Source organism: Serratia sp. JKS296 (genome assembly GCF_900215445.1).
Classification (GTDB): Bacteria; Pseudomonadota; Gammaproteobacteria; order Enterobacterales; family Enterobacteriaceae; genus Serratia; species Serratia marcescens.
In genome coordinates, this window is the sequence record NZ_OCMX01000001.1 from 4903327 (window position 1) to 4928822 (window position 25496).

General features: G+C 61.0%; 20 protein-coding genes. 9 read left to right on the forward strand and 11 right to left on the reverse strand.

The genetic code is table 11. The annotated features are described in order from the left end of the window. Nucleotides 1-2: 2 nt before the first annotated feature. Entirely contained in the window at nucleotides 3-3050 is a 3048-nt protein-coding gene (fdnG, locus tag CRO23_RS23465; protein ID WP_086013585.1) for a formate dehydrogenase-N subunit alpha, read from the reverse strand. Nucleotides 3051-3466: 416 nt separating this feature from the next. On the opposite strand from fdnG, the gene sodA reads away from it, so the two are divergent. After that, nucleotides 3467-4087 (forward strand): superoxide dismutase [Mn], encoded by a 621-nt coding sequence (gene sodA, locus CRO23_RS23470; protein ID WP_004934003.1) that lies wholly within the window; start codon nucleotides 3467-3469, stop codon nucleotides 4085-4087. A 125-nt stretch (nucleotides 4088-4212) separates the two neighbouring features. Further along, the gene (locus CRO23_RS23475; RefSeq protein WP_016929569.1) at nucleotides 4213-6141 is read left to right on the forward strand and encodes a methyl-accepting chemotaxis protein; all 1929 of its coding nucleotides are present in this window, start codon (nucleotides 4213-4215) and stop codon (nucleotides 6139-6141) included. A 32-nt stretch (nucleotides 6142-6173) separates the two neighbouring features. On the opposite strand, the gene CRO23_RS23480 is transcribed toward CRO23_RS23475, so the two are convergent. Continuing rightward, on the reverse strand, nucleotides 6174-6836 hold the full coding sequence (locus tag CRO23_RS23480; RefSeq protein WP_369680469.1) for a histidine phosphatase family protein: 663 nt from the start codon (nucleotides 6834-6836) through the stop codon (nucleotides 6174-6176). 83 nt (nucleotides 6837-6919) lie between these two features. Here CRO23_RS23480 and yiiM point away from each other — a divergent pair, with 83 nt between their 5' ends. Together yiiM and CRO23_RS23490 are read left to right on the forward strand one after the other, a co-directional pair. Continuing rightward, nucleotides 6920-7591, forward strand: a complete 672-nt coding sequence (gene yiiM / locus CRO23_RS23485; protein ID WP_097103033.1) for a 6-hydroxyaminopurine reductase — start codon at nucleotides 6920-6922, stop codon at nucleotides 7589-7591. Nucleotides 7592-7693: 102 nt separating this feature from the next. Beyond that, on the forward strand, nucleotides 7694-8473 hold the full coding sequence (locus CRO23_RS23490; RefSeq protein ID WP_049299615.1) for a class I SAM-dependent methyltransferase: 780 nt from the start codon (nucleotides 7694-7696) through the stop codon (nucleotides 8471-8473). Nucleotides 8474-8484: 11 nt separating this feature from the next. On the opposite strand, the gene CRO23_RS23495 is transcribed toward CRO23_RS23490, so the two are convergent. Then, on the reverse strand, nucleotides 8485-8847 hold the full coding sequence (locus CRO23_RS23495; RefSeq protein ID WP_004933989.1) for a YibL family ribosome-associated protein: 363 nt from the start codon (nucleotides 8845-8847) through the stop codon (nucleotides 8485-8487). Nucleotides 8848-8920: 73 nt separating this feature from the next. After that, nucleotides 8921-10387, reverse strand: a complete 1467-nt coding sequence (locus CRO23_RS23500; RefSeq protein ID WP_079450362.1) for an aminotransferase-like domain-containing protein — start codon at nucleotides 10385-10387, stop codon at nucleotides 8921-8923. 141 nt (nucleotides 10388-10528) lie between these two features. On the opposite strand from CRO23_RS23500, the gene CRO23_RS23505 reads away from it, so the two are divergent. Continuing rightward, nucleotides 10529-11137, forward strand: coding sequence for a LysE family translocator (locus CRO23_RS23505; RefSeq protein WP_016929574.1), 609 nt, complete (start codon nucleotides 10529-10531; stop codon nucleotides 11135-11137). Here CRO23_RS23505 and CRO23_RS23510 read toward each other — a convergent pair. The 7 genes from CRO23_RS23510 to CRO23_RS23540 form a co-directional block, all read right to left on the reverse strand. Then, nucleotides 11134-11685 (reverse strand): MltR family transcriptional regulator, encoded by a 552-nt coding sequence (locus CRO23_RS23510; protein ID WP_016929575.1) that lies wholly within the window; start codon nucleotides 11683-11685, stop codon nucleotides 11134-11136. The genes CRO23_RS23505 and CRO23_RS23510 overlap by 4 nt on opposite strands. A gap of 94 nt (nucleotides 11686-11779) precedes the next feature. Then, on the reverse strand, nucleotides 11780-12925 hold the full coding sequence (locus CRO23_RS23515; protein WP_060444905.1) for a mannitol-1-phosphate 5-dehydrogenase: 1146 nt from the start codon (nucleotides 12923-12925) through the stop codon (nucleotides 11780-11782). Between the two features lie 58 nt (nucleotides 12926-12983). Next, nucleotides 12984-14894, reverse strand: a complete 1911-nt coding sequence (locus tag CRO23_RS23520) for a PTS mannitol transporter subunit IICBA (RefSeq protein ID WP_016929577.1) — start codon at nucleotides 14892-14894, stop codon at nucleotides 12984-12986. 541 nt (nucleotides 14895-15435) lie between these two features. Further along, on the reverse strand, nucleotides 15436-16155 hold the full coding sequence (locus tag CRO23_RS23525) for a DUF3053 domain-containing protein (RefSeq protein WP_016929578.1): 720 nt from the start codon (nucleotides 16153-16155) through the stop codon (nucleotides 15436-15438). 309 nt (nucleotides 16156-16464) lie between these two features. Further along, a complete protein-coding gene (gene glyS, locus CRO23_RS23530; RefSeq protein ID WP_016929579.1) occupies nucleotides 16465-18534 on the reverse strand; it encodes a glycine--tRNA ligase subunit beta in 2070 nt (689 codons plus the stop codon). 9 nt (nucleotides 18535-18543) lie between these two features. Next, nucleotides 18544-19461, reverse strand: coding sequence for a glycine--tRNA ligase subunit alpha (gene glyQ, locus CRO23_RS23535; RefSeq protein ID WP_004933966.1), 918 nt, complete (start codon nucleotides 19459-19461; stop codon nucleotides 18544-18546). A gap of 723 nt (nucleotides 19462-20184) precedes the next feature. Continuing rightward, nucleotides 20185-22173 (reverse strand): autotransporter domain-containing esterase, encoded by a 1989-nt coding sequence (locus CRO23_RS23540; protein WP_028128061.1) that lies wholly within the window; start codon nucleotides 22171-22173, stop codon nucleotides 20185-20187. A gap of 196 nt (nucleotides 22174-22369) precedes the next feature. On the opposite strand from CRO23_RS23540, the gene CRO23_RS23545 reads away from it, so the two are divergent. From CRO23_RS23545 to CRO23_RS23560, 4 genes are all read left to right on the forward strand, one after another. After that, the gene (locus CRO23_RS23545) at nucleotides 22370-22936 is read left to right on the forward strand and encodes a DNA-3-methyladenine glycosylase I (RefSeq protein WP_016929581.1); all 567 of its coding nucleotides are present in this window, start codon (nucleotides 22370-22372) and stop codon (nucleotides 22934-22936) included. Further along, nucleotides 22933-23385, forward strand: coding sequence for an N-acetyltransferase (locus tag CRO23_RS23550; protein WP_028128062.1), 453 nt, complete (start codon nucleotides 22933-22935; stop codon nucleotides 23383-23385). Before CRO23_RS23545 ends, CRO23_RS23550 begins: the two co-directional genes overlap by 4 nt. A 246-nt stretch (nucleotides 23386-23631) precedes the next feature. Continuing rightward, nucleotides 23632-24294 carry an OmpA family lipoprotein gene (locus CRO23_RS23555; RefSeq protein ID WP_016929583.1) on the forward strand — a complete coding sequence of 221 codons (663 nt, stop codon included), beginning with the start codon at nucleotides 23632-23634 and terminating at the stop codon, nucleotides 24292-24294. A gap of 124 nt (nucleotides 24295-24418) precedes the next feature. Beyond that, nucleotides 24419-25453 carry a LacI family DNA-binding transcriptional regulator gene (locus CRO23_RS23560; protein ID WP_016929584.1) on the forward strand — a complete coding sequence of 345 codons (1035 nt, stop codon included), beginning with the start codon at nucleotides 24419-24421 and terminating at the stop codon, nucleotides 25451-25453. Nucleotides 25454-25496: the final 43 nt, after the last annotated feature.

The following is a 25496-nucleotide window of genomic DNA, read 5'->3' on the forward strand; positions in this document are numbered from 1 at the left end:
CGTTACACCTTTTCCACGTTGACCAGGAACGCCTTGAACTCCGGCGTTTGCGTATTGGCGTCGCCGACGAACGGCGTCAGCGTGTTGGCGATAAAGCCTTTCTTCGCCACCCCTTCGTAACCCCAGTGGATCGGGATGCCGATGGTGTCGACTTCCTGGCCGTGCACCTGCAGCGTGCGAATACGCTTGGTCACCACCGCCTTGGCCTTGATGTAGCCGCGGTTGGAGCTGACTTTCACGGTATCGCCCTGCTTGATGCCCTTCTTCTCCGCCAGCTTTTCGCCGATCTCCACGAACTGCTCCGGCTGGGCGATGGCGTTCAGCCGCGCGTGCTTGGTCCAGTAGTGGAAGTGCTCGGTCAGACGATAGGTGGTGCCGACGTAAGGGAACTTGTCGGATTTGCCCATCGCCGCCAGATCGTCCTTGAACACGCGCGCCGCCGGGTTGGACACCACATTCGGGTGCAGCGGGTTGGTGCCGAGCGGCGTTTCGAACGGCTCGTAGTGTTCAGGGAACGGCCCTTCCGCCATCTTGTCGGTGGCGAACAGGCGGCCCATGCCTTCCGGCTGCATGATGAACGGCCCGACGTCGCTGCCCGGCGCAGCGGTGCTGTAGTCCGGGATATCGGCCCCGACCCACTTGGCGCCGTCCCACTCCAGCAGTTGGCGTTTCGGATCCCACGGTTTGCCCTGCGGATCCGCCGAGGCGCGGTTGTACAGAATGCGGCGGTTGAGCGGCCATGCCCAGGCCCAGCCCAGCGTATTGCCGAGGCCGGACGGATCGGCGTTGTCGCGCCGCGCCATCTGGTTGCCGGCCGGCGTCCAGCTGCCGGCGAAGATCCAGCAACCGCTGGCGGTGGTGCCGTCGTCGCGCAACTGCGCGAACGAGCTGAGCAGCTCGCCTTTTTTCACCAGCACTTTGCCGTCGGCATCCAGCAGATCCGCCAGCGCCTTGCCGTTGTTCTCCTGCGCCACCTCTTCCGGCGCCGGGTTGTCCGGCGTCAGGTAGTCCCAGGTCATGTTCAGCACCTGCTCAGGCACCGCGCCGCCGTCGCGCGCATACATCTCGCGCAGGCGGCTGAAGATGCCCGCCAGGATCTCGCCGTCGTTCAGCGCTTCGCCCGGGGCGTCCGCGCCTTTCCAGTGCCACTGCAGCCAGCGGCCGGAGTTGACGATCGAGCCGTTCTCTTCGGCGAAGCAGGTGGACGGCAGGCGGAACACTTCGGTCTGGATCTGCGAAGGATCCACCTCGTTGAACTCGCCGTGGTTCTGCCAGAAGTTGGAAGTCTCGGTGTTCAACGGATCGATGGTCACCAGGAACTTCAGCTTGGACAGCGAAGCCACCACCTTGTTTTTGTTCGGGAACGACGCCACCGGGTTAAAGCCCTGGCAGAAGTAGCCGTTGACCTTGCCCTGCGCCATCATCTCGAAGTACTGCAGCACGTCGTAGCCTTTGTCCCACTTCGGCAACCAGTCAAAGCCCCAGCTGTTGTCCTTCTGCGCCTTGTCGCCGTAGAAGGTCTTCATCATGCTGACGAAGAATTTCGGGTAGTTGCCCCAGTAGTTCACCTGGCCCGGCAGCAGCGCCTTCGGCGTGTTGGCCTTCAGGTAGGTGTCGAGATCGGTCTGTTTCTCCGACGGCAGCGTCAAGTAGCCCGGCAGGCTCTGCGACAGCAGGCCGAGATCGGTCAGCCCCTGGATGTTGGAGTGGCCGCGCAGCGCGTTGACGCCGCCGCCCGCCATGCCCATGTTGCCGAGCAGCAGCTGGATCATCGCCATGGTGCGGATGTTCTGCGCGCCGACCGAGTGCTGAGTCCAGCCCAGGGCGTACAGGAACGAAGCGGTTTTATCCGCGACGCAGGTTTCGGCGATGTATTCGCACACCTTGAGGAAATCGTCCTTCGGCGTGCCGCAGATGTTGGTCACCACGTCAGGCGTGTAGCGGCTCACGTGCTGTTTCAGCAGGTTCCACACGCAGCGCGGATCCTGCAGCGTGACGTCGCGCTTGGCGAAGCCGTTCTCGTCGAACTGGTAGTTCCAGGTGGTTTTGTCGTACTTGCGGTTTTCCGCGTCGTAGCCGCTGAACAGCCCGTCTTCGAAGGCAAAGTCTTCCCGCACCAGCAGGCTGGCGTTGGTGTAGGCCTCGACGTATTCGCGGTTGAACTTGTTGTTGGTCATCAGATACAGCAACACGCCCGACAGGAAAGCGATGTCGGTCCCGGAGCGGATCGGCGTGTAGAAGTCCGCCACCGACGCGGTTCGGGTAAAGCGCGGATCGATCACGATCAGCTTGGCATTGTTGTGTATTTTGGCTTCCATCGCCCAGCGGAACCCCACCGGATGCGCTTCCGCCGCATTACCGCCCATGACGATAATCAAATTCGCGTTCTTGATATCAACCCAGTGGTTGGTCATCGCACCGCGACCAAATGTTGGAGCAAGACTTGCTACCGTTGGTCCGTGTCAGACACGCGCCTGGTTGTCTACGGCAAGCATGCCGAGAGCGCGACTAAATTTTTGCGACAGAAAACCGGTTTCATTGCTGGCGGCCGAAGCGCACAGCATGCCGGTGGTCAGCCAACGGTTGACGGTAACGCCCTGATCGTTGGTTTTGATGAAGTTGGCGTCACGGTCTTCTTTCACCAGCTTGGCGATGCGGGTAAAGGCGTCGTCCCAGCTGATGCGCTGCCATTTGTCCGACCCCGGCGCCCGGTATTCCGGGTACTTGAGGCGGCTTTCGCTGTGGATGAAGTCAACCAGGCCGGCGCCTTTCGGGCAAAGCGCGCCGCGGTTTACCGGGTGATCCGGATCCCCTTCGATATGGAAAATGCTTTCTTTGGCGTTTTTGGCGCCATCACCAAGGCTGTACATCAACAGCCCACAGCCGACGGAACAATACGTACAGGTATTACGGGTCTCGCGGGCGCGCAGCAGTTTGTACTGCCGGGTTTCCGCCAACGCCACTTCGGGGGCAAAGCCCAGCGCGGCCACCGTCGTTCCTGCCATACCGCCAGCGCAGATCTTAAAGAACTGCCTTCTGCTGACCTGCATGGGGGTCTCCTTTACTCTCGATTGTCACATTGTTCAAATGCGCCTGCCCGCTAGCGCGGCAAACGCGAATGTCACTGTTGTTATGCTTGCTACGAACGCCGGCCATATTACCACAGCGTGCTTGTGGTTGTTACACACTCGTGCTCATTCAGTGAACGCATTGGCACATTTCGATACATTTCGACGTTGGCGCTCCCTACAGTATAGAGAGTAACCAACGCGCCGGGGCGACGGTTTGAACCGGCCACCCAGCGCCCTCTTCTATCAACATGTTAACGCAACGATTTGTTCATTAACCACACAATTCACAGGGCATTGATAATCATTTTCAATATCATTTAATTAACTATAATGATCCGACTGCTTACGCGGTGCTCGCCCTTTGCGCCGCCCATACACCACTGGAGATGATGATTATGAGTTATTCACTGCCATCCCTGCCGTACGCTTACGACGCACTGGAACCGCATTTTGACAAGCAGACGATGGAAATCCATCACACCAAACACCACCAGACCTACGTCAACAACGCCAACACCGTGCTGGAAGCCTACCCTGAGCTGGCCAAATACAGCGTTGAAGAACTGATCCAGGATCTGGACAAAGTGCCTGCCGACAAACGCACCTTCATGCGCAACAACGCCGGCGGTCACGCCAACCACAGCTTCTTCTGGAAAAACCTGAAAACCGGCACCACGCTGGGCGGCGATCTGAAAGCGGCCATCGAGCGCGATTTCGGCAGCGTTGAGAAATTCCAGGAAGAGTTCGAGAAAGCCGCAGCCACCCGCTTCGGTTCCGGTTGGGCCTGGCTGGTGCTGAAAGACGGCAAGCTGGCCGTAGTGTCTACCGCCAACCAGGACAGCCCGCTGATGGGCGAAGCCGTCGCCGGCGCTTCCGGTTTCCCAATCATCGGCCTGGACGTGTGGGAACACGCTTACTACCTGAAATATCAGAACAAACGCCCTGACTACATCAAGGCGTTCTGGAACGTGGTCAACTGGGATGAAGCCGCCGCACGCTTCGCCGCGAAGAAGTAACTCGCCCCCGTTGATAAAGATGCCCGCCACCGGCGGGTATTTTTTTGCCTGAAATCCGCTAAAGTTTGACCACTTCTTGCCGATGGTTTGTTCAATTGACGTTCGCCCGGAGAAGGAAAAACGCTATGGCGGCATTGCAAGCATTGGCAGGAAAGTTCACTCATCTCACCGTAGGTAAAAAGCTCGGTCTCGGCTTTGCGCTGTTGTTGCTGTTGGCGGTCGTCATCGCCGGCACCGGGGCGCAATATCTGCATATCATCGAATCCCGCGCCGATCGCATCGACTTCAGCAACCGGCTGAACGAGGAGATCAACCAGGCCAAATACAACCGCGCCATGTACGGCCAGACCTACCAGCCGGAGTATCTGCAGAACAACCGCGCCAATATTGAAAACGCCGTCAAGCTGATAGACCAGGGGCAGGCGCTGGACTGGGACGCCCAAAGCCGCAAGGATCTGCAGCGTCTGGTGACGCTGATCGGGGAATATCAACAGCAGCAAAAAGTCTTTGAGCAGGCGGTCACGGCAAAAGACGCGGTGCGCCAGAGTTGGAACATGTCGGAAGTGCAGGCCAGCCTGAGCCAGGTGGAGCGTCAGCTCACCAACGGCGATCTGCAGCTGGCCTTCATCCAGCTTAACCAGAAGCTGACCCAGGTGCGCTACGGCGCGCGCGGTCTGCTGCTGAGCCTGAACAAGGAAACCGAAGCGCCGCTGATGGCGGCCATCGACGACGCGCGCGACGCGGCCAACGCCCTGAGCCGCCGGGTCAGCGACGCGCAGCGCCCGCAGCTGCAACCGCTGCTGGCCGCGCTGGACGATTACAAAAACCGCATCGCAGCCTACCTGCCGGCCTATGAGCACGAACAGCAAATCAGCCGGCAGCTCGGCGAACGCGCGCAAGCGATCGGCACGCTGGTGAACGCCTTTATGCAGGACGAACTGGTGCAGACGCGCAACAACATCAATCTGGCGCAGCTGCAGATGGGCGTCACCACCCTGATCGCCATCATCGCCGGGGTGCTTATCGCCTGGCGCATCACCCTGCAGATCACCCGTCCGCTGCACAGCACGCTGGCCATGGCGGAACGCATCGCCGGCGGCGACCTGCGCCAGGCGCAGACCAGCACCCGCCGCGACGAGCTGGGGCAACTGCTGAACGCGGTGGCGGCGATGAGCCAAAACCTGCGCACCATGATTGAGAAGATCCAGATGGGGGTCAGCCAGGTCTCCACCGCCTCGGCGGAAATCGCCGCCGGCAACACCGATCTCTCCTCCCGCACCGAACAGCAGGCGGCGGCGGTCGAGGAAACCGCGGCCAGCATGGAACAGCTGACCGCCACGGTGAAACAAAACGCCGACAATGCTCATCACGCCAACCAGCTGGCCACCGACGCCTCGCAGACCGCACAACAGGGCGGTAAGCTGGTGGAAAACGTGGTCAGCACCATGCGCGATATCTCCAGCAGTTCGCAGCGTATCGCCGAAATTACTACCCTGATTAACGGCATTGCCTTCCAGACCAACATCCTGGCGCTCAACGCCGCGGTGGAAGCGGCGCGCGCCGGCGAACAGGGCCGCGGCTTCTCGGTGGTCGCCAGTGAAGTGCGCAGCCTGGCGAGCCGCAGCGCCCAGGCGGCCAAGGAAATAGAAGGGCTGATCGCCGAATCGGTCAGCCGGGTGAAAACCGGCACTGAGTTGGTGGAAAGCACCGGCAATACCATGGAACAGATCGTCCGCTCGGTCACCCACGTGCGCGACATCATGGCCGAGATCGCCGCCGCCTCCGATGAGCAGACGCGCGGCATCGCCCAGATTGGCCAGGCGATCGTCGAGATGGACCACACCACCCAGCAGAACGCCGCGCTGGTGGAAGAGTCCGCCGCCGCCGCCGATTCGCTGGAAGAACAGGCCGATATGCTGCTGCAGAGCGTCTCGGTGTTCCGTTTGGCGGAACAGACCGAGCCCCTCGCCGCCAAAGCCGCCGCGCCGAAAGCGCCGGCCGTCAAACCCGCGGCCGCCAACGCCGCAGCGGAAGAGAACTGGACCACCTTCTGACGCCCTCAGGCGAGGAATATCCGTTCCTCGCCCTATCTTTTTGGCAACAGGTGGGTCGCGACTCCCCAATTCAACAAATTAAAACCAGAGGCGGTCACATCAAGCATTGCATAGCCGCAATTGCGATGACCGTATCTGCGAAGGTCCTCCTGCGGGTCGGCCCCTTTAAGCCACCAAATCAGTGCCTGCAGAGCATGGCCGTGCGTAACAACACCAAGCGTTTGATTTTGTCCATCGACAGCCAGATCGGACAGACAAGCCATCAGGCGCCAGGCAACCTCATAAGCATTCTCCCCTCCCGGCGCCGACGCCTCTGCCTTACCGGCAAAGAGGCACTGCGTCGCTTCAGGATAATCGCGCATGGCCTGCGCATAAGATAATCCTTCCAGTCGGCCAAAATCTTGCTCCTGCAAACGCTCATCCATTTGCACAGTGCAGCCACATCGCTCAGCCAACGTCTCCGCTGTCGTAAAAGCCCGACCAGTCGGTGAACTGATCAACGAAGTGACCGATAACATTTGCAAGCGAGCGTCAAGCCCAGCGATTTGACGTCGCCCCTCTTCTGTCAGCGGACTGTCACTTCGCCCCTGAATAATCCCCGAGCGGTTCCATTCTGACTCCGCATGCCTCAATACAATGAAACGCATGGTTTTTTCTCGACGATAAAAGCCTAAATATAGACAGGAAAAACACATCCTTCCGTACAGGTAAACGCCGGGTAGTGTACGAGAACAACTCAGGCTATGCTGAGCCCTCGACGCGAGACACGGAGGCGCACATGCATCACCCAGACATTTACATCGGCAGCATTCAACCCTATGAGGGCGGGCGCCCCAGCGCCATCGCCAAACGCCAGGTGGATGGCGCTGTCCGGCTCACGCCGCTCGGGCTGGAAGGCGACGAACAGGCGGAGAAAAGCTATCACGGCGGGCCGGATCGCGCACTGTGCCACTACCCGCGCGAGCATTACGCCCACTGGCGCGAGCAGTTTCCGGCGCAGGCGGAGCAGTTTTGCGCCCCGGCCTTCGGCGAGAATATCTCCACCGAAGGGCTGACCGAACACAACGTGTTTATGGGCGACATCTTCCGCTGGGGCGAGGCGCTGATCCAGGTCACCCAGCCGCGCTCGCCGTGCTTCAAGCTCAATTATCACTTCGCGATCGAGGATATTTCGCTGCTGATGCAGCAAAGCGGCCGCTGCGGCTGGCTGTATCGGGTGGTGTCGCCGGGCGCGGTCAGCGGCGATCGTCCGCTGGCGCTGGCGGCGCGCAACAGCGACGTGTCGGTCGCCGAAGCCATCGCCATCGCCTGGCACATGCCGTTCGACGCGGAACAGTATCGCCGTCTGTTGGCGGTGGCCGGCCTCTCCGCCAGCTGGAGCAAGACCATGCTCACACGGCTTGCCGAAGGGCGCCTCGAAGATTTCAACCGCCGCCTGCTCGGCCGTTGAAAACGGCGGCGGAAAGATGAAAAACGTGCGCCGGGTGCCGCGTTAACCCTATTCTTCCGCCTATACTGTAGCCGCACGTTTTTTCAGCCAGGAGCCAGGTATATGACCACCCCGACCCATTCGATTCATCACGCCGCCGCCGAAGGCTATCAGGCCAATGCCGATCGCTATGTGAAAGGCCGGCCGGATTACCCGCCGGAAATCGCCGTCTGGCTGCGTGACGTCATCGGCCTGCACGCCGGCATGACGGTCATCGATCTCGGCGCCGGCACCGGCAAGTTCACCCCGCGCCTGCTGGAAACCGGCGCGCAGGTGATCGCCGTCGAACCGGTGCCGCAAATGCTGGAAAAACTGTCGGCGGCGCTGCCGCAGGTGAAAACGCTGGCGGGCACCGCCGACGCGATCCCGTTGCCGGACGAGTCGGTCGATGCCGTGGTCTGTGCCCAGTCCTTCCATTGGTTCGCCACGCCGCAGGCGCTGGCGGAAATCCAGCGCATTCTCAAGCCCGGCGGCAAACTCGGTCTGGTGTGGAACATGCGCGATGCGCGCGTCGGCTGGGTGCGCAAACTGAATCAGATCGTCGATAGCCACGAAGGCGATGCGCCGCGTTTCTATACCGGCGAATGGCGCAAGTTCTTCCCGTTCAAAGGCTTTGAACCGCTGCAGGAGCAGGTGTTTATGCTGGGCCACCGCGGCGCGGTGGAGGACGTGATCTACAACCGCGTGCGTTCAACCAGCTTTATCGCCGCGCTGCCGCAGCCGCAACAGGAGCAGGTTATCGATCGGTTGCGCCAACTGGTGGCGGAAGAAGAGGAGCTGCGGGGCCAGGACACGGTCACCGTGCCCTATCAGACCAAGGCGTATTACACCACCAAGGTCTGACGCCCAGGGGTTCAGAACGCTTTCTTAGCGTAGCCGGTGACCGCTTTCAGGCCCATCTCGCGGCCCAGCGCGGTCATCGGGTGCACCACGATCAACCCGCGCGCGCTTTTCTTCAGCGCGCCCATATCGGCCTGCTCTTTCTTGGTGATCTCGCGGCTGAACGGCAGCTTGCTCAGCTTCTGCGCTTCGGCGCTCAGCTTCTCGCCGCGCACGTTTTTCAGGCGCTCGATCTCCGTCGCCAGTTTCTCTTTCTCTTTGGTGTGTTGCGCGATCAACTCAGGGTTGCCCTGTTGGATCACGGTGGCGTCTTTGTGGTTCAAGGCGTCCAGCAGGTCGCTCAGGCGCTTGATCTCTGCCTTTTCTTTCTCTTTCATGGTCTCTGGCCCGTTGTGCCCAAAATGGCACGCTAATCAATGATACCGGCATTGTAGCAAAAGGCGCGCGCCGTTACCCGTCCTGCGCAATGCCGGGCGGCAAGCCGCTCATCTCGCAGGCCCTGGCGCCGAGCCGGGCCAACGCCTGGGTGTAGCGCGCGTTGAACGGGTAGCAGCAGGAGAGCCGCAGCGCGTTGCGGTAACGCCCGCTGGGCGAATACAGGGTGCCCGGCGTTAAACAGATCTGCTCCTCCAGCAGCTGATGGAACAGCGCCACACTGTCCACGCCAGGGGGGAATTCGACCCAGAACACGAAGCCGCCCGCCGGCTGCGTGGCCAGCGTGCCGCGCGGGAAATGCCGGGCGATCAGCGCCCGCGCCTCGTCGACCTGCGCCGCATAGCGCTTGCGCAGGTTGCGCAAATGGTGATCGTAACCGCCGCTCTCCAGGAAGGTCGCCAGCGTTTCCGACAGCAGCTGCGACTCTGACATCGACGACACCGCCTTCAGCTTGCGCAACGCCTCGTGGAAGCGGCCGCCGCAGACCCAGCCGACGCGAAAATCCGGCGCCAGCGTTTTGGTAAAGCTGGAGCAAAACAGCACCCAGCCGTCGCGATCGAACGCCTTCACCGCCGGCGACAGCGCGCCGCCGAACTGGATCTCGGCATACAGCCCATCTTCAATTAACGGCACCTGATGATCGTTCATCAGCCGTGCCAGCCGCTTTTTCGCCGCCAGCGGCATGGTGCAGCCCAGCGGGTTTTGCACCGTCGGCATGGCGATCACCGCATTCAGCCGCTTCTCGTTCAACAGCAGCTCCAGCGCGTCCAACGACAGTCCCAACTGCGGATCGGTAGGGATTTCCAGCGCTTTCAGCCCCAGGCTGGCCAGCAGCGGCAGCAGGTAGAAATAGGTCGGCGACTCCAGCCCGACGCAGTCGCCCGGTTTGGTGGTGACGCGCAGCGCCAGCTGCAGCGCTTCCATGCAGCCGTGGGTCAGCACCACGTCGCCCGGCTCCAGCAGCATGCCCAGCGTCATCGAGCGGCGGGCGATCTGCTGACGCAGCCGCAGGCTGCCGGGCGGCAACGGATACTGCCCGATCAGATCCGGCTGGCGGCGCAGCTGAGAGGACAGCATGCGCCCCAACTTGCCGCCGGGATAAAAGTCGCTGGTCTGCGGGCAAGCCAACGCAATGTTGGTGAAGGCCGGGTTTTGCTGGGCGGCAAACACGGTGTCGATCAGCGCCAGCACGTCGTCCGCCGGCGGTTCGATGCGCCCGCTGGGCGCCGAGGCCATCTTCAGCGCCGGCAGCGTGCTGCGGACATAAAACCCCGACTGCGGTCGCGCCTCGATCAACCCGCGATCCTCCAGCGTGCGGTAAGCCGACACCACGGTATTGATGCTGACGCGATGGGTTTGCGCACAGCGCCGCACCGAAGGCAAGCGGTCGCCGGGCTGCAGCGTGCCGCGGCGAATGGCTTCGGCCAACGTGTCCGCCAGCTGCAGGTAACGGGTATCCGGGGTTTCATCGAGCAGGGTCACAGTTTCTCTCCAGGCAATGGGTACAGTTTACATTCTGTACAACTGTAACCATGACAATATCCGATTTGTGGTTCTGTCACCATCCCATTGCAGCGATTATGCTGATCTCTCGTCATCACCGTCATTTTCAAGGAACCTGCCATGCTGGACTCTGCCTTTGTCAGCTACGTCACCGTCATGTCGATCACCCCCGGCCCCAACAACCTGCTGCTGGCCTCGTCGGGCGTCAACTTCGGCCTGCGCCGCACCCTGCCGATGCTGTTTGGCATCTGCGTCGGTTGTGCGGTACAGCTGGCGATCATTATCCCGCTGCTGGCGCTGGCGCTGAGCTGGGCCGGCGTCATCCGCCTGCCGCTGGCGGTGATCGGCTGCGCTTATCTGCTGTGGCTGTCATGGAAACTGTTCCAGGCGGCCTCGCCGGACGCCAAAGAGCAGGCGCAGCCGATGAGCCTGCTCAACGGCGCGCTGTTTCAGGCGGTCAACCCCAAGGCCTGGCTGATGGTGATCAACGTAGCGATCCTGTTCACCCCGCGCGAAGGCGCCACCTTTGTCCATACGCTGTCGGTCATCGCCGGTTTCGCGCTGCTGAACTTGCCTTGCGTGCTGCTGTGGGCGGTGCTGGGCGACCGCTTGCGCAACGCGCTGCGGGTCACCTGGAAGCTGCGGGTGTTCAACGGCGCGATGTCCGGGCTGATGGCCGCCACCGCGCTGTGGTTGTTGTTCGACGAGTGGCGCGCGGCCTTTGCCTAGCCGCGGCCGAGAGGAGAGAGCCGGGAGGGTTGCTTGGCGCCGATGCCGGCGATCAGATCGGTAATGGACAGCACCATGGTGGAGCGCACCATCTGCTGATAGCGCTGGCGCTGCATGGCGATCAGCGCTTCATCCGCCTCGCCCGGCTGCAGGAAAGTCGGCACCGGCGGCAGCGCTGCCACACAGTGCAGCTCGCCGAACGGCCCGAGAATTTCGTCGTCGACGAAGCGGTATTCCGACCCGTCGTGGTTCAGCTCTTCGCGCATCGCCATCAGCAGTTCGGCGTCTTCATATTCGTGGCGGGAAATCACCCCCAGGCCGTACATCAGCTTCAGGCGCACCGACAGCTCCCCCAGCGGGCCGCTGCCGGACAATAGCGGTTCGACGGCATATTTCACCGCGTAGTCATCCTTGCGGAATACCTGCACCACCAGCACGTTGAGCGCTTCCGCCAGCAGCTCTACCGCCGCGATCAGGAAGCTGCGCACCGTTTTGCCCGCGTTCAGCTTTTCCAGAACCTGGTTTTCAAATGCCTGTGCTTCTTCCATCGTCGCTTTTCGAAAGGCGTGGGGAGGGCCGTCGATGCCGAACTCGGGTTCCAGGAGCGCAGCAAGCTGCGCTCGGGTGTTCATCATCACGATTCTACTTGTGCATGGCGTTATACACAGCAACGGCCTCTTCTACAACCTCGCTTTCCGCCGGCAGGCCGGAAATTTGCGCCAGCGCGGCTTTCGGCCCGAGCGTATTCAGCAATTCCGCCAACTCCAACGCTTGCGGATCCTGTTCGCTGCGGTAACTCATGGCGGCAGCGATGCCCTGGATCAGGTTGGCATGCGGCAGGCCGTATTCCAGCGTGCCCAGCAGCGGTTTGATCAGGCGATCGCCGGCGCTCAGTTTGCGCAGCGGCTGGCGCCCCACGCGCTCGACGTCATCGTGCAGATACGGGTTTTCGAAGCGGCCGAGAATTTTGTTGATGTAGGCGGCGTGCTTGTCGGCGTCGAAGCCGTAGCGTTTGATCAGCACCGCGCCGCTCTCTTCCATCGCCCCTTTCACCACCCGGCGGATCGCCGGATCGAGAATGGCGTCGCGAATGGTTTGCAGCCCGGCCCGTTGGCCGAGGTAGGCGGTGATCGCGTGGCCGGTGTTGAGGGTGAACAGCTTGCGCTCGACGAAGGCCATCAGGTTGTCGGTCAGCTCCATGCCGGCGATCGCCGGAGGCTGGCCTTTAAACTGCGTCTGATCGACGATCCATTCGCTGAAGGTTTCCACCGTCACTTCCAGCGGATCGCTGCTGTCCGCCGGCGGCACGATGCGATCGACCGCCGAATCGACGAAGCCGACATGCTGCTCAACCCATGCCTGCTCGTCCTGCGGCAGCGCGGCGAACACGTGTTGCTTCAGCTGGCTGGTGCCGCGCACCATGTTCTCGCAGGCGATGATGTTCAGCGGCTGCACATTGCCCTGCTGATGACGCAGCACCAGTCCTTTGGCGATCGTGCCGGCGATTTTGGCGAGAATTTGCGGACCCACGGCGGTGGTCACCAGATCCGCCTCGGCGATCAGCGCCACCGCGGCTTCGCCGCCGCTGTTGACGGCGCTGACGTTGGTGACGTTCTCCACGCGCTCTTGCTCGCCCACCACGTGCACCGAGTAGCTTTTTCGGCTGTTCAGCAGATCCAGCACCGTTTGATTGACGTCGGCGAAGGTCAGCTCAACGCCCGCGTCCGCCAGCAGCTTGCCGATAAAACCGCGGCCGATGTTCCCTGCGCCAAAATGTAATGCTTTCATAACTCTACCTTCTTAATGTCGAAGGGTGCAGCAAGCTGCACCCTTTAAAATGATTCTGTTATCCGGCTTTTTTGCCGCCGAGCAGGTCCAGCACTTCCTGGACGCTGGTGGTATTCGCCAGCCGCTCGATCACGCTCTCGTCATCCAGCGCGTTGGTCAGGCTGGTGATCACCTGAATATGCTCGTTGTTGCGCGCGGCGATGCCGATCACCAGGCGCGCCACTTCGTCCTCTTCATCGCCGAAGCGCACGCCCTGCGGGTACTGGCAGAACACCACGCCGGTGCGCAGCACCCGGTCTTTAGCCTCGATGGTGCCGTGCGGCACGGCGATCGACTCGCCCAGGTAGGTGGACGTGAGCTTTTCGCGCTCCAGCATCGCCGGCACGTATTCCGGCTCAACGTAGCCGCCCTTCACCAGCTGCTCGCCGGCGAAGCGGATCGCCTGCTCTTTGTCACTGGCCTGCAGGTTGAGGAACACGTTGCTTTCGCTCAGCTTGAACAGGTTCGGCTCACCGGCTTCGACGCTGTCATCCAGCACCTTCTGCTGGTTGTCGCTGGTTTGGTTGGCCGCCAGCAAACGCTCGACCAGATCGCTGTACAGCTTGCTGTCGAGGAAGTTGGTCAGCGAGATGTGCTGGGCCTGCGGCGCGTGGCGCATCGCGCGCTCGGTCAGATCGCGGTGCGTGATGACCAGATCCACATCGTCCGGCAGGCTGTTGATGGCGCTGTTGGTCACCGAGATGTTCTTCAGCCCGGCGTCCGCCACTTTCTTGCGCAACACCCCGGCGCCCATGGCGCTGGAACCCATGCCCGCATCGCAGGCGACGATGATTTTGCGCACGGTGCTCAGATCGCCGTCGACCGACGCTGGCGCCGCTGCGCCGCCTTTGGACTGCGATTTCATCTCTTGCATGCGGCGGGTCGCGGCTTCCAGATCGTCATCCTCTTTCACTTTGGAGGTTTTCAGCAGGAAAGCAGACACCACGAAGGAGACGGCAAAGGCTGCGCACACCGCCGCAATGTTGGCGAAGTAGGCGCCTTTCGGAGTCATCGCCAGCACCGCCAGGATCGAACCCGGGGAAGCCGGAGAAACCAGGCCGCCGTTCAGCATCGTCAGGGTGAATACGCCGGTCATGCCGCCCAGGATCACCGCCAGCAGCAGACGTGGATTCATCAGCACGTAAGGGAAGTAGATTTCGTGGATGCCGCCCAGGAAGTGAATGATCGCCGCACCGCCGGCGGATTGCTTGGCGCTGCCGCGGCCGAAGAACATGTAGGCCATCAGCACGCCCATGCCCGGGCCTGGGTTGGCTTCAATCAGGAAGAATACCGACTTACCGACTTCCGTGGCCTGCTGGATACCCAGCGGCGAGAAGATGCCGTGGTTGATGGCGTTGTTCAGGAACAGGATTTTCGCCGGTTCAACGAAGATGGACGCCAGTGGCAACAGGTTGTTCTTCACCATCACGTGCACGCCCGCCGCCAGCAGCTTGGAGAGCACCTCCACCAGCGGCCCGATGCCCAGGAAAGCCAGGATTGCCAGCAGCATGCCGATGATGCCGGCGGAGAAGTTGTTCACCAGCATTTCAAAGCCGCTTTTGATCTTGCCGTCCACCCAGCGGTCGAAATGCTTGATAGCCCAGCCACCCAGCGGGCCGGCGATCATCGAGCCGAGGAACATCGGCATGTCGGCGCCGACGATGACGCCCATGGTGGTGATGGCGCCGACCACGCCGCCGCGCTCGCCGCCCACCAGCCGCCCGCCGGTGTAGCCGATCAGCAGCGGCAGCAGATAGGTGATCATCGGGCCGACCAGCTTGGCTAAGGTTTCATTCGGCAGCCAGCCGGTTGGAATGAATAGCGCGGTGATAATCCCCCAGGCGATAAAGGCGCCGATGTTGGGCATCACCATGTTGCTCAGGAAGCGGCCAAAGTTTTGCACTTTAACCTTGATGTCTGGTGAAAACATAAAACACACCCCTATTGTTACGCGCTGACAATAGAGCGCGTGATTATTGTTGTGACGATCCAGCCGTGTTGCCGCTGTATGCGAAACGGACTCTATCACGCTGTTTTTGTCACGCGAACTTCACGAATTTTTTGTGATACAAGTCACACACAACACCCCAACAAACCCTCATTTATAGTGATAAAGATCACACTTATGACGTGTAAAAAAAGCACAGTGAGAAAAAAACCGCCCAAAAATCGACAATAAAGTGATAACGGTCACATTTTTAACTTGGTTATTTGTTTTTAAATTGTGATAAATATCACAATTTATTTTTGGCTGCAGCGCCCGATCGCGACGCTCTGTTTGATCTTCCCTGTGAGCACTCATCCCGCCGGGAACTAGCGAAGTGATGAATGAAAGAAAACTACATTGCCGAATGAATGGATTAATTGAAGTGTAGTACAGAAGCCTGCGCAATAAACCAGCAAGCTATTGGAAACGCTGAGGGGAAATAAAGCAGGCCGGCAATGCCGGCCTGTAGATCGTCGTAGGCGCGTTATTGCGTCACGCTTTGAATGGCTTTCTGCGCATTCACCAGGTTCTGCTGTTTGGCCACCAGATTCGACATCATGGTGTTGTACTGCGCCACCTGCTGCGCAGTGCGGAACTGCACGCCGTTGTTGTTGAAGCTGACCTGATTGCCCTGGCTCTGCAGGAAATCGCCAACCTGCACCAGATCCTGCACAAAGCTGGCGGTGGTCGGGATCGCCGGCATCAGGGCGTTGGCCGGCGCGGTGACGATTTTGTCATAGGCCTGGTTGTACACCGCCTTCAGATCGTCGGGCTGTTTCAACGCCGCGCGGGCGGTATCCGCCTGCGACTTGGCGGACTGGATCTGCTGGCCCAGCAGGTTCAACGCCCCGACCGATTGCTGCAGCGCATCGCGTTTGTTCAGATAGTCCTGTGCGGTGCGGATCTGGTTAATCTGATCCAGCGCCGGGGTCAGGCTGGCGCCGACCGACTTGGACAGCTGCTGTGAAAAGCCGACCAAAATCGCGTAATCGCCGGCATAGTTGCCGAACTTCTGCTTCTGGTCTTCGCTCAGCGTGGGGATATTCGCCCCGCTGCGCATCACGGTATTCTGTAAGTAATCGATAAATGCTTTGCGCTGTTCCGGCTCTTTATCGCCGCAGGCGGTCAATTGCATGACCACCAACAATGCCAATACCGGTGCCAACCAACGCGCGAAACCTCTGCTCTGGATCCCTACCGCCATGTGACATAACTCCTGTTATAAACCTGCTTTTTCATTGGACTCCGCCCCTTTTTCCGCACTCCGTGCGCCTATAAGAATAGATCAACTGGCGGCGTTCCGATACGCGATTCCGTTTGCGGTGAACATTGTCTCGGCCGGTGGCGGTTGAACATCGTGCGCAAAACGCACTGAGGTTCATTGCCGTCGGCGAGCGGAGGCTGCAATTCTCCCAAGTCAGTCACCCCAAGCCGCCGGGCGAGCTTACCTTCACAGCCCAGCTTCGGAAATAAAAAAGGCGCCCGCAGGCGCCTTTTCACAGCAAAGAACCGCTTACTGCAGCACGGAGATATCCGCCACCTGCAGGAACAGCTCACGCAATTTGCTCAGCAGCGTCAGACGGTTAACGCGCACTTCCGCATCGTCCGCCATCACCATCACGTTGTCGAAGAACGCATCCACCGGCTCACGCAGCGCGGCCAGTTCCACCAGTGCTTCCTGGTAGTTGCCCGCCGCGAAGTACGGCTGCAACTTGTCGCGCAGCACCACCAGGTGAGTCGCCAGCTGGATCTCCGCCGCATCCTTCAGCACCGAGGCGCGCACGCTGTCGTTCAGCGTTTCGGTAGACTTGGCCAGAATGTTGGAGACGCGTTTGTTGGCCGCAGCCAATGCCGCCGCCTCGTCCAGCGTGCGGAAGTGGGATACCGCCTTGACGCGCGCGTCGAAGTCGGCCGGTTTGGTCGGACGGCGCGCCAGCACCGCCTGAATGGTATCGACGGCGTGGCCTTCTTCCTGATACCAGGCGCGGAAGCGGCCCAGCATGAATTCCACCACCTCGTCGACCACCTTGGCGTTGGTCAGCTTGCTGCCGTACAGGCGCACGGCCTCTTCGGTCAGGGTCTGCAGATCCAGCGGCAGGTTTTTCTCGACGATGATGCGCAACACGCCCAGCGCGGCGCGGCGCAGCGCGAACGGGTCTTTATCGCCTTTCGGATGCTGCCCGATGCCGAAAATGCCGGCCAGGGTATCCATCTTGTCGGCGATCGCCAGCGAGCAGGCCACCAGCGACTGCGGCAGCGCATCACCGGCGTAGCGCGGCTGATACTGCTCGTTCAGCGCAACGGCGACGTCTTCCGCCTCACCGTCGTGGCGCGCGTAATGCATGCCCATCACGCCCTGGGTGTCGGTGAATTCGAACACCATGTTGGTCATCAGGTCGCACTTCGACAGCAGGCCCGCGCGGGTGGCGTGGTTGACGTCGGCACCGATCTGGCCGGCAACCCAGCCCGCCAGCGCCTGAATGCGATCGGTCTTGTCGCGCAGGGTGCCCAGCTGCTGTTGGAACAGCACGGTTTCCAGGCGCGGCAGATTGTCTTCCAGGCGTTTCTTGCGATCGGTGTTGAAGAAGAACTCGGCATCGGCCAGGCGCGGACGCACCACCTTCTCGTTGCCGGAAATGATCTGCTGCGGGTCTTTCGACTCGATGTTGGCCACAAAGATAAAGTTCGGCAGCAGTTTGCCCGCGGCGTCGTACACCGGGAAATACTTCTGGTCGCCCTTCATGGTGTACACCAGCGCTTCCGCCGGCACCGCCAGGAATTTTTCTTCGAATTTGGCGGTCAGCACCACTGGCCATTCCACCAGCGAGGCCACTTCTTCCAACAGGCTGTCGCTCAGATCGGCCTTGCCGCCAATCTTCTGCGCCGCCAGTTCGGCGTCGCGTTTGATGAGGGCTTTACGCGCTTCGTAGTCGGCGACCACTTTGCCGCGCTCCAGCAGGATCTGCGGGTATTGGTCGGCGTTATCGAGGGTGAACTCGGCTTCGCCCATGAAGCGGTGGCCGCGCACGGTGCGCGCAGAGTCGATGCCCAGCACGGTGCCCGGGATCAGATCGGCGCCCAGCAGCATCGTAACGGTGTGCACCGGACGCACGAACTGCACGTCAGAGTCGCCCCAACGCATCAGTTTCGGGATCGGCAGTTTAGCCAGCGCGGTGCTGACCATGCCGGCCAGCAGTTGTTGCGCCGACTGGCCTTTGACGTGGGCGCGGTACATCAACCACTCGCCCTTGTCGGTCACCAGGCGTTCAGCCTGATCGACGGTGATGCCGCAGCCGCGCGCCCAGCCTTCGGCCGCTTTGCTCGGTTTGCCTTCGGCGTCGAACGCCTGGGCGATCGCCGGGCCGCGTTTTTCAATTTCGCGATCGGCCTGCGCCGCGCTCAGGTTGGCCACTTTCAGCGCCAGGCGGCGCGGTGCGGCGAACCAGTTCACTTCACCGTGTTCCAGGCCGGCGTTGTCCAGTTCGGCGGTGAAGTTGGCGGCGAAAGATTCCGCCAGGGAACGAAGAGCCTTCGGCGGCAACTCTTCCGTGCCGATTTCCACCAGGAAAGTCTGTTGAGTCATGGCTGCCTCTTAGTTCTCGTTCTTCTTGTTGCACATCGGGAAGCCCAGCGCTTCGCGGGAAGCGTAGTAGGCTTCGGCAACGGCTTTGGTCAGCGTGCGGATGCGCAGAATGTAGCGTTGACGCTCGGTTACCGAAATCGCCTTGCGCGCGTCCAGCAGGTTGAAGGTATGGCCCGCCTTCAGGATGCGTTCGTAGGCCGGCAGCGGCAGCGGTTTTTCCAGCGCCAGCAGCGATTGGGCTTCTTTCTCGTACTGCTCGAAGCAGGAGAACAGGAAGTCGACGTCGGCGTATTCGAAGTTGTAGGTGGACTGCTCCACTTCATTCTGATGGAACACGTCGCCGTAGGTGGTGACGCCCAGCGGGCCGTTGCTCCACACCAGATCGTACACGCTGTCCACGCCCTGGATGTACATCGCCAGACGCTCCAGACCGTAGGTGATCTCGCCGGTCACCGGCTTGCACTCCAGGCCGCCGACCTGCTGGAAGTAAGTGAACTGCGTCACTTCCATGCCGTTCAGCCACACTTCCCAACCCAGGCCCCAGGCGCCGAGCGTCGGGTTTTCCCAGTTGTCTTCCACGAAGCGAATGTCGTGGATGGTCGGATCCAGACCCAGCTCTTTCAACGAGCCCAGGTAGAGTTCCTGAATGTTGTCCGGCGATGGCTTAATCACCACCTGGAACTGGTAGTAGTGCTGCAGACGGTTCGGGTTTTCACCGTAGCGGCCGTCGGTCGGGCGGCGAGATGGCTGCACATAGGCGGCGGCCATCGGCTCCGGCCCCAGTGCGCGCAGGCACGTCATCGGGTGTGAGGTTCCCGCGCCGACTTCCATGTCCAATGGTTGAACGATGGTGCAGCCCTGGCGCGCCCAATAATCCTGCAGTGTCAGGATCAGGCCCTGGAAGGTCTTGGTATCAAACTTTTGCATGTTGAATTCGCACGCGATACAAGTGGATTTAGATGGAATGCGCCAGTATACCCTTTGACCGTAAGATATACAGCCAGAATCCGGCAACAAGTGCGAATCGGGGTGAGAAACGCTGGATTTTCACGCATCGGGCACTGAGGGAAAAACAACGCGTCTGCCGGTCCCCTCGCCGTCCAGAAAAACACACCCGGCACACACATTAGAAACATTTAACAAAAACATCACTCACCGCCGTTTAAATAATCAATTGGCTGAACGCTATTTCCCCCTTCACCGATTAAATTTATGCTGATTTACGTGCGCATATCCTTATATTTCCCACGAGATAAAGTTGCGCCGATGTTATTTTTGTTAATTTTATCAACTAAAAAACTCCCCTCATCGAGAGATAATGTGATCAAGTGCCGGATTATTTCTTATTATCGTGAAAAATAAGGTGATATCGCGCGGCGTGCCGACGCGCATGGCATGGGAGGAACGGCCAGGGATGAAATACGGCGCTAACGGGCCACAGAAACAAATTGACAGTTAATCTTTGGTTATACAATAATAAATAAAATTTTCCCTGGTGTTGGCCAAGTGGCTACCTGATCCTTTCATAGGATCAGTTTTTTTTTGTCTTTCCGCCAACCTCATTGCGGCCCGCATAATTTCCCCAGGCCGCCTTCCGCATAAATCCCTTATCAAACCTTATGGCTTATCTTGAGCGCGCCGATGGCCAATTCAAAAACGTGCGCTGACGCCGACGTTATACATAAACTGCTCGCCGCTGCTCAGCCCGCCGGTTTGCGAGACGGTGGCGAAGGCCGATACCCGGTCCGTCAACGGCATGTTGGCCCCCAACGTGACATCCACCCAATTTTTGTCCTGGCCCGCACTGTCGCGGGTGAACGAGGTTTGCGTCGATTTCAGGCCGCCGCCGGCGCGGTAGACGTCGTCACCGAACTGGTGCTGATAACTCACCTCCGCATAAGGGTTAAACACGCCGAATTGCGTATCCAGCCGCCAACCCAACGCACCGATCTGCGAGTGGTAGGTTTGATCGTTGAAGCGCATGGCGGTGCTGTCATCGCTGTCTTCGCTGTAGCCGGAAACGCGGCTGTAGTCCCAGGCGAACTGCGCCACCGGCCCGGTAGTCAGGTAAGAGGCGATCGGGAAGTCATAGCCGGCGGTCACGCGCGCGCCCCACTGCCTGCCGGTGGTCGAACCGGTTTCGGTGCGCGTCAGCGGCCCCAGCCGCATGCTGCGGCGGATGTCGTCATAATCCATCGTCGCATAGTGCAGATCGGCGTTGACCCAGCCGTGCTCGAAGATCGCCAGTGAACTGAAAGCCGACAGCAGCAGCCCGCGCGCCTTGTAATCAAAGCGGCTGGAAGGATGCTGATCGTCGTTGGAACCGGCGATCAACGCGCCGATCAACCAGCTGTCGGTCAGCTGATAGTCCACGCCGACGGTCAGGTTGTGGGTGGTGGCGTTGCCGTCCCCCGCGGCCCGGTTATCGGCATAGTCGTAGTGCTGGCCGGCGTAACCGCCGAACACCCCCAGCGAACCCTGCGGGTTGTCGCCGTTGCGCAGCTGCTGGAAGCGGCTGTCGAGCGTGGCGCGGCTGTCGCGCGCCATCGCCGCCGTCGCCTGATTCAGCGCCACCACCTGCGCCGGACCATCCAATACCGCCTGGATATAATCCGCAATCAGCAGGTGCGCCTGTGGGCTGGGGTGGAAATGGTCGGAGAACAGATAGGACTGGCCGGCGTCGAAGCCGGGCATGTCGGAACGGCAGACCGCCGAGGAAACGCCCGGCGGGCAAGCCATGCCGGCGGTGTTGGCGAAGCCGAACTGCGCCGGATTGGCGATCGCTTCGGCGAACAGCTTGTTGACGTCCACCCGCACGATATTGCCGCTCCCCTGCGCCAGCAAACGGTCTTCGCTTTGATTATAGAAATCGGTCAGTTGAGCGGCCTGCGCGCTCAGGCCGTCATACGCCGCGATAAGCTGCGCGGCGATCGCCTGCTGCACCTGAGGAATGGCGCTGCCCTGCTTCGCCGCAGCGGTCAACGCCGCGTGGATCGCCTGCGTGCGTGAAGCGTTGTCCGGCGTCGCCACCGAACTAAGCGTGGCATAGGCCGCCTGGATCGCCGCCCCCTGCACCGGTGACAGCGCCTGTTGAATGATCAATTCCATCAGCTGCGGCGTGGAGCCGATGTTCGGCACCGTCGGCACGATCACCGTGCCGGCGCCGGCGTTCAGCAGCGAATGCACTTGCGCCGCCGCCGCCGCGGCGCTGTTATAGGCCACGCCGGGCGCGGTAGCGGCATTCAGCGCTGCCGCCGCCAGGTCGTTGCCGCCGATCCAATGAATATACAAACCGTCGCCGTCGGCCTGGCCATTGACCCGGTTCAGGTAACGCTGCACCTGCTCCTGGGTGTTGTCGGCCGGGTTCAGGCCCGGCACCGCCACCGCGCCGCCGGCGGCGTAGTTCTCACCGCCGTTGTCCGAAGCCACCAGCGCCGCCCCGATGCGTTGCGCCAATGCTTCGTCGTACAGCAGGTGCTGGCTGCCGTCATAGGTGAACCGGCCGTTGTTGCCGGTATCGCTCAGGCTGTCGCCAAAGACGTAGAGTTGATCGTACGCCTGAGCCGGAAGGGTCACACTGCAAAGTAACGCCACTGCAAGCGCCGCCGGGCGGGGCATGCACGTTATTTTTAGAGGCATGGATCGACTCCTGAGAGCCTGCAAATGAAGGCCATGTCGTTTTTATCGTTGGTCAGTTTTCCACCGGCCATGTAGTAACTATTGTCGGCTTTTTCGTCACGTCAAGCGGGCCGATGACAAAACAATCAGAGGCTTGCCAAGTTCGGCGCTTCGAGCGATGATTACTGTTCATAAACACAGCATAAGGACATTCAGGATGGCAGACGAACGTTGCGGTTGGGTGACGGCCGATCCGTTGTATCTCGAGTATCACGACAAGGAATGGGGCGCGCCCACCACCGACGCGCGCGAGCTGTTTGAAATGTTGTGCCTCGAGGGGCAGCAAGCCGGCCTTTCCTGGATCACCGTCCTGAAAAAGCGCGAGAACTACCGCCGCGCTTTCCACGATTTCGATCCGCGGCGTGTCGCCGCCATGACCGAACAAGACGTGGAAAACCTGCTGCAGGACAGCGGCATCATCCGCCACCGCGGCAAGATAGAAGCCATCATCACCAACGCCAAGGCCTATCTGGCGATGGAGGCGGCCGGGGAGAATTTCGTTACCTTCATTTGGGACTTCGTCGGCGGCCGGCCGCAGCTTAACCGCTGGCAAGCGCTGAACCAGGTGCCGGCCAAAACCGAGCAGTCCGACGCCATGTCCAAGGCGCTGAAAAAGCGCGGCTTCAAGTTTATCGGCTCCACCATCTGTTACGCCTTCATGCAGGCCAGCGGGCTGGTGAACGATCATCTCACGGGGTGCATGTGTTACCCAAAGCCACGGTGATCCGCCCCTGTGGCCCGGAGGATATCGAACGGCTGATGGCGCTGTGGCTGCCCAGCACCATCGCCGCCCATCCGTTCGTGGCGGAAAAATACTGGCGTGAGAGCGCCGCGTTGGTGCGGGAAAACTACCTGCCGCGCGCGCAAAGCTGGGCCTGCTGGCATGACGACGAAATCGTCGGCTTTATCAGCGTGCTGGACGAGCAGTTCATCGGCGCGCTGTTTGTCGATCGGGCGTTTCACGGCCGCGGCGTCGCCCAGGCGTTGATGACGCACGTACAGCAGCGCTACCGTCGGCTCAGCCTGGAGGTGTATCAGCAAAACCTGCGCGCCTGCGCGTTTTACCACAAGCACGGTTTTCAGGTAACGCAACGCCTGTTTAACGACGAAACCCAGGCCTATACGCTGATCATGAACTGGCCGGCAATCGAGAATTCAACCGGTTACGGTTAAAAAAGGCGCATTCGCGCCCTGGCGGCGCGCAATTAGGAATCCGCTGCATGGCGCCGCCCGGCGTTTTGTCGCATAACTCCCCCAGCACTTACCCGCGCTCATCATTTGTCACGTTTTTCTCCGGAACTGCCGGCGAGCCAACGCGTCATAGTAGCGCGGTGATGCGGGCCCCACCTGCGTCGCCTACTTTTTGCGCCCCCGTGTTGGGCCGGCGCGTACAGAATTGATGCCATTAAGGACAAGAACATGAAAAAACGCATTGCAATTATTGCCGGCGCAGTGAGCGTCGCGCTCACGCTGTCAGCCTGTACCACCAACCCTTACACCGGTGAATCCGAAGTCGGCAAATCCGGCATCGGCGCGGGCCTCGGCGCCGCACTGGGCGCCGGCGTCGGCGTGCTGTCCTCTTCCAAGAAAGATCGCGGCAAGGGCGCGCTGATCGGCGCAGCGGCCGGCGCAGCCCTCGGCGGCGGCGCAGGCTATTACATGGACGTGCAGGAAGCCAAGCTGCGCGACAAGATGAAAGGCACCGGCGTCAGCGTCACCCGTCAGGGCGACAACATCGTGCTGAACATGCCGAACAACGTGACCTTCGACAGCAGCAGCGCCACGCTGAAACCGGCGGGCGCCAACACCCTGACCGGCGTCGCCATGGTGCTGAAAGAGTATCCGAAAACCGCGGTCAACGTGGTCGGCTACACCGACAGCACCGGTTCCCGCTCGCTCAACATGAACCTGTCGCAGCAGCGCGCCGACGGCGTAGCCAGCGCGCTGATCACCCAGGGCGTGGCGGCGAACCGTATCCGCACCACCGGCGCCGGCCCGGACAACCCGATCGCCTCCAACAGCACCGCGGAAGGCAAGGCGCAAAACCGCCGCGTCGAGATCACCCTCAGCCCGCTGCAGTAATCCCGTGCGGGGCGCCACCTGCGCCCCGCCGCTTCCTCCCGACTTTCTCCTTATCCTTCAATATTCCCGCTCGCACATCGGGTATGGTAGTCTCCTTGGCAATTAACCGCAGGAGGGATCGGCTGTGAGCACAGGCAAGGCAACGCGCGCCTCAGGACGCGCCACCATCAGCGATGTGGCCAGCATCGCCAAAACCGGCAAGACCAGCGTGTCGCGCTATCTGAATGGTGAACAGCACCTGCTTTCCGACGATCTCAAACAACGCATCGAACAGGCTATCCAGCAGCTCGACTACCGGCCAAGCCAGATGGCACGCAGCCTGAAGGGCGGCCAGACCCGCCTGATCGGCCTGATCCTAGCCGATATCACCAACCCCTATTCAGTGGACGTGATGCGCGGCATCGAGGCCGCCTGCCGTCAACACGGTTTTACCCTGCTGGTGTGTAACACCAACAACGAAGTCAATCAGGAACAGCACTACCTGCAGCTGCTCAGCAGTTACCGGGTGGAAGGCATTGTGGTCAACGCGGTCGGCATGCGCGAGGAAGCGTTATCCACGCTGCAACAGTCGATGCTGCCGATGGTGCTGATCGACCGCAAAATCCCCGACTTCGCCTGCGATGTGGTGGGCCTGAACAACCGCGAAGCCGCCACCGTCGCCACCGAACACCTGTTGCAACAAGGTTTCGAAGCGATCCTGTTCCTCAGCGAGCCGCTCGGTACGGTCAATACCCGCCTGGAACGCCTGCACGCCTTCAGGCATACCATGGCGCAGCACCCCGCACTGTTGGCGGAGCAGGCCGAAACGCCGCTCAACGATCGGCAGAAACTGGAGCAGGTGCTGAGCGATTTCAGCGGCCGCCACCGCGGCATGCGCAAGGCGGTGATCTCCGCCAACGGCGCCCTGACGCTGCAGGTGGCGCGCGCCATGCGTCGGCTCGGCATCCAGTGGGGCAACGACATCGGCCTGCTGGGCTTCGACGAGCTGGAGTGGGCGGAACTGGCGGGCGTCGGCATCACCACGCTGAAACAGCCCACCTACCAAATGGGGCACGCGGCGCTGGAGCGGCTGGTGCAACGCATTCAGGGCCTGGCCGCCCCCAGCGGCGAGCAGATGTTCTCCGGCGAGCTGATCGTCCGAGGCTCCACCACCCGCTAACCCGCCTTTTCCGGGGCCGTTGACCGCCCCGCCCTCGCCGGCT

Coding starts and splice junctions, on each gene's coding strand:
- sodA (WP_004934003.1), top strand. CDS start 3,467: ATGAGTTATTCACTGCCATCCCTGCCGTACGCTTACGACGCACTGGAA.
- CRO23_RS23475 (WP_016929569.1), top strand. CDS start 4,213: ATGGCGGCATTGCAAGCATTGGCAGGAAAGTTCACTCATCTCACCGTA.
- CRO23_RS23480 (WP_369680469.1), bottom strand. CDS start 6,836: ATGTGTTTTTCCTGTCTATATTTAGGCTTTTATCGTCGAGAAAAAACC.
- yiiM (WP_097103033.1), top strand. CDS start 6,920: ATGCATCACCCAGACATTTACATCGGCAGCATTCAACCCTATGAGGGC.
- CRO23_RS23490 (WP_049299615.1), top strand. CDS start 7,694: ATGACCACCCCGACCCATTCGATTCATCACGCCGCCGCCGAAGGCTAT.
- CRO23_RS23495 (WP_004933989.1), bottom strand. CDS start 8,847: ATGAAAGAGAAAGAAAAGGCAGAGATCAAGCGCCTGAGCGACCTGCTG.
- CRO23_RS23505 (WP_016929574.1), top strand. CDS start 10,529: ATGCTGGACTCTGCCTTTGTCAGCTACGTCACCGTCATGTCGATCACC.
- CRO23_RS23510 (WP_016929575.1), bottom strand. CDS start 11,685: ATGGAAGAAGCACAGGCATTTGAAAACCAGGTTCTGGAAAAGCTGAAC.
- CRO23_RS23515 (WP_060444905.1), bottom strand. CDS start 12,925: ATGAAAGCATTACATTTTGGCGCAGGGAACATCGGCCGCGGTTTTATC.
- CRO23_RS23520 (WP_016929577.1), bottom strand. CDS start 14,894: ATGTTTTCACCAGACATCAAGGTTAAAGTGCAAAACTTTGGCCGCTTC.
- CRO23_RS23525 (WP_016929578.1), bottom strand. CDS start 16,155: ATGGCGGTAGGGATCCAGAGCAGAGGTTTCGCGCGTTGGTTGGCACCG.
- glyS (WP_016929579.1), bottom strand. CDS start 18,534: ATGACTCAACAGACTTTCCTGGTGGAAATCGGCACGGAAGAGTTGCCG.
- glyQ (WP_004933966.1), bottom strand. CDS start 19,461: ATGCAAAAGTTTGATACCAAGACCTTCCAGGGCCTGATCCTGACACTG.
- CRO23_RS23540 (WP_028128061.1), bottom strand. CDS start 22,173: ATGCCTCTAAAAATAACGTGCATGCCCCGCCCGGCGGCGCTTGCAGTG.
- CRO23_RS23545 (WP_016929581.1), top strand. CDS start 22,370: ATGGCAGACGAACGTTGCGGTTGGGTGACGGCCGATCCGTTGTATCTC.
- CRO23_RS23555 (WP_016929583.1), top strand. CDS start 23,632: ATGAAAAAACGCATTGCAATTATTGCCGGCGCAGTGAGCGTCGCGCTC.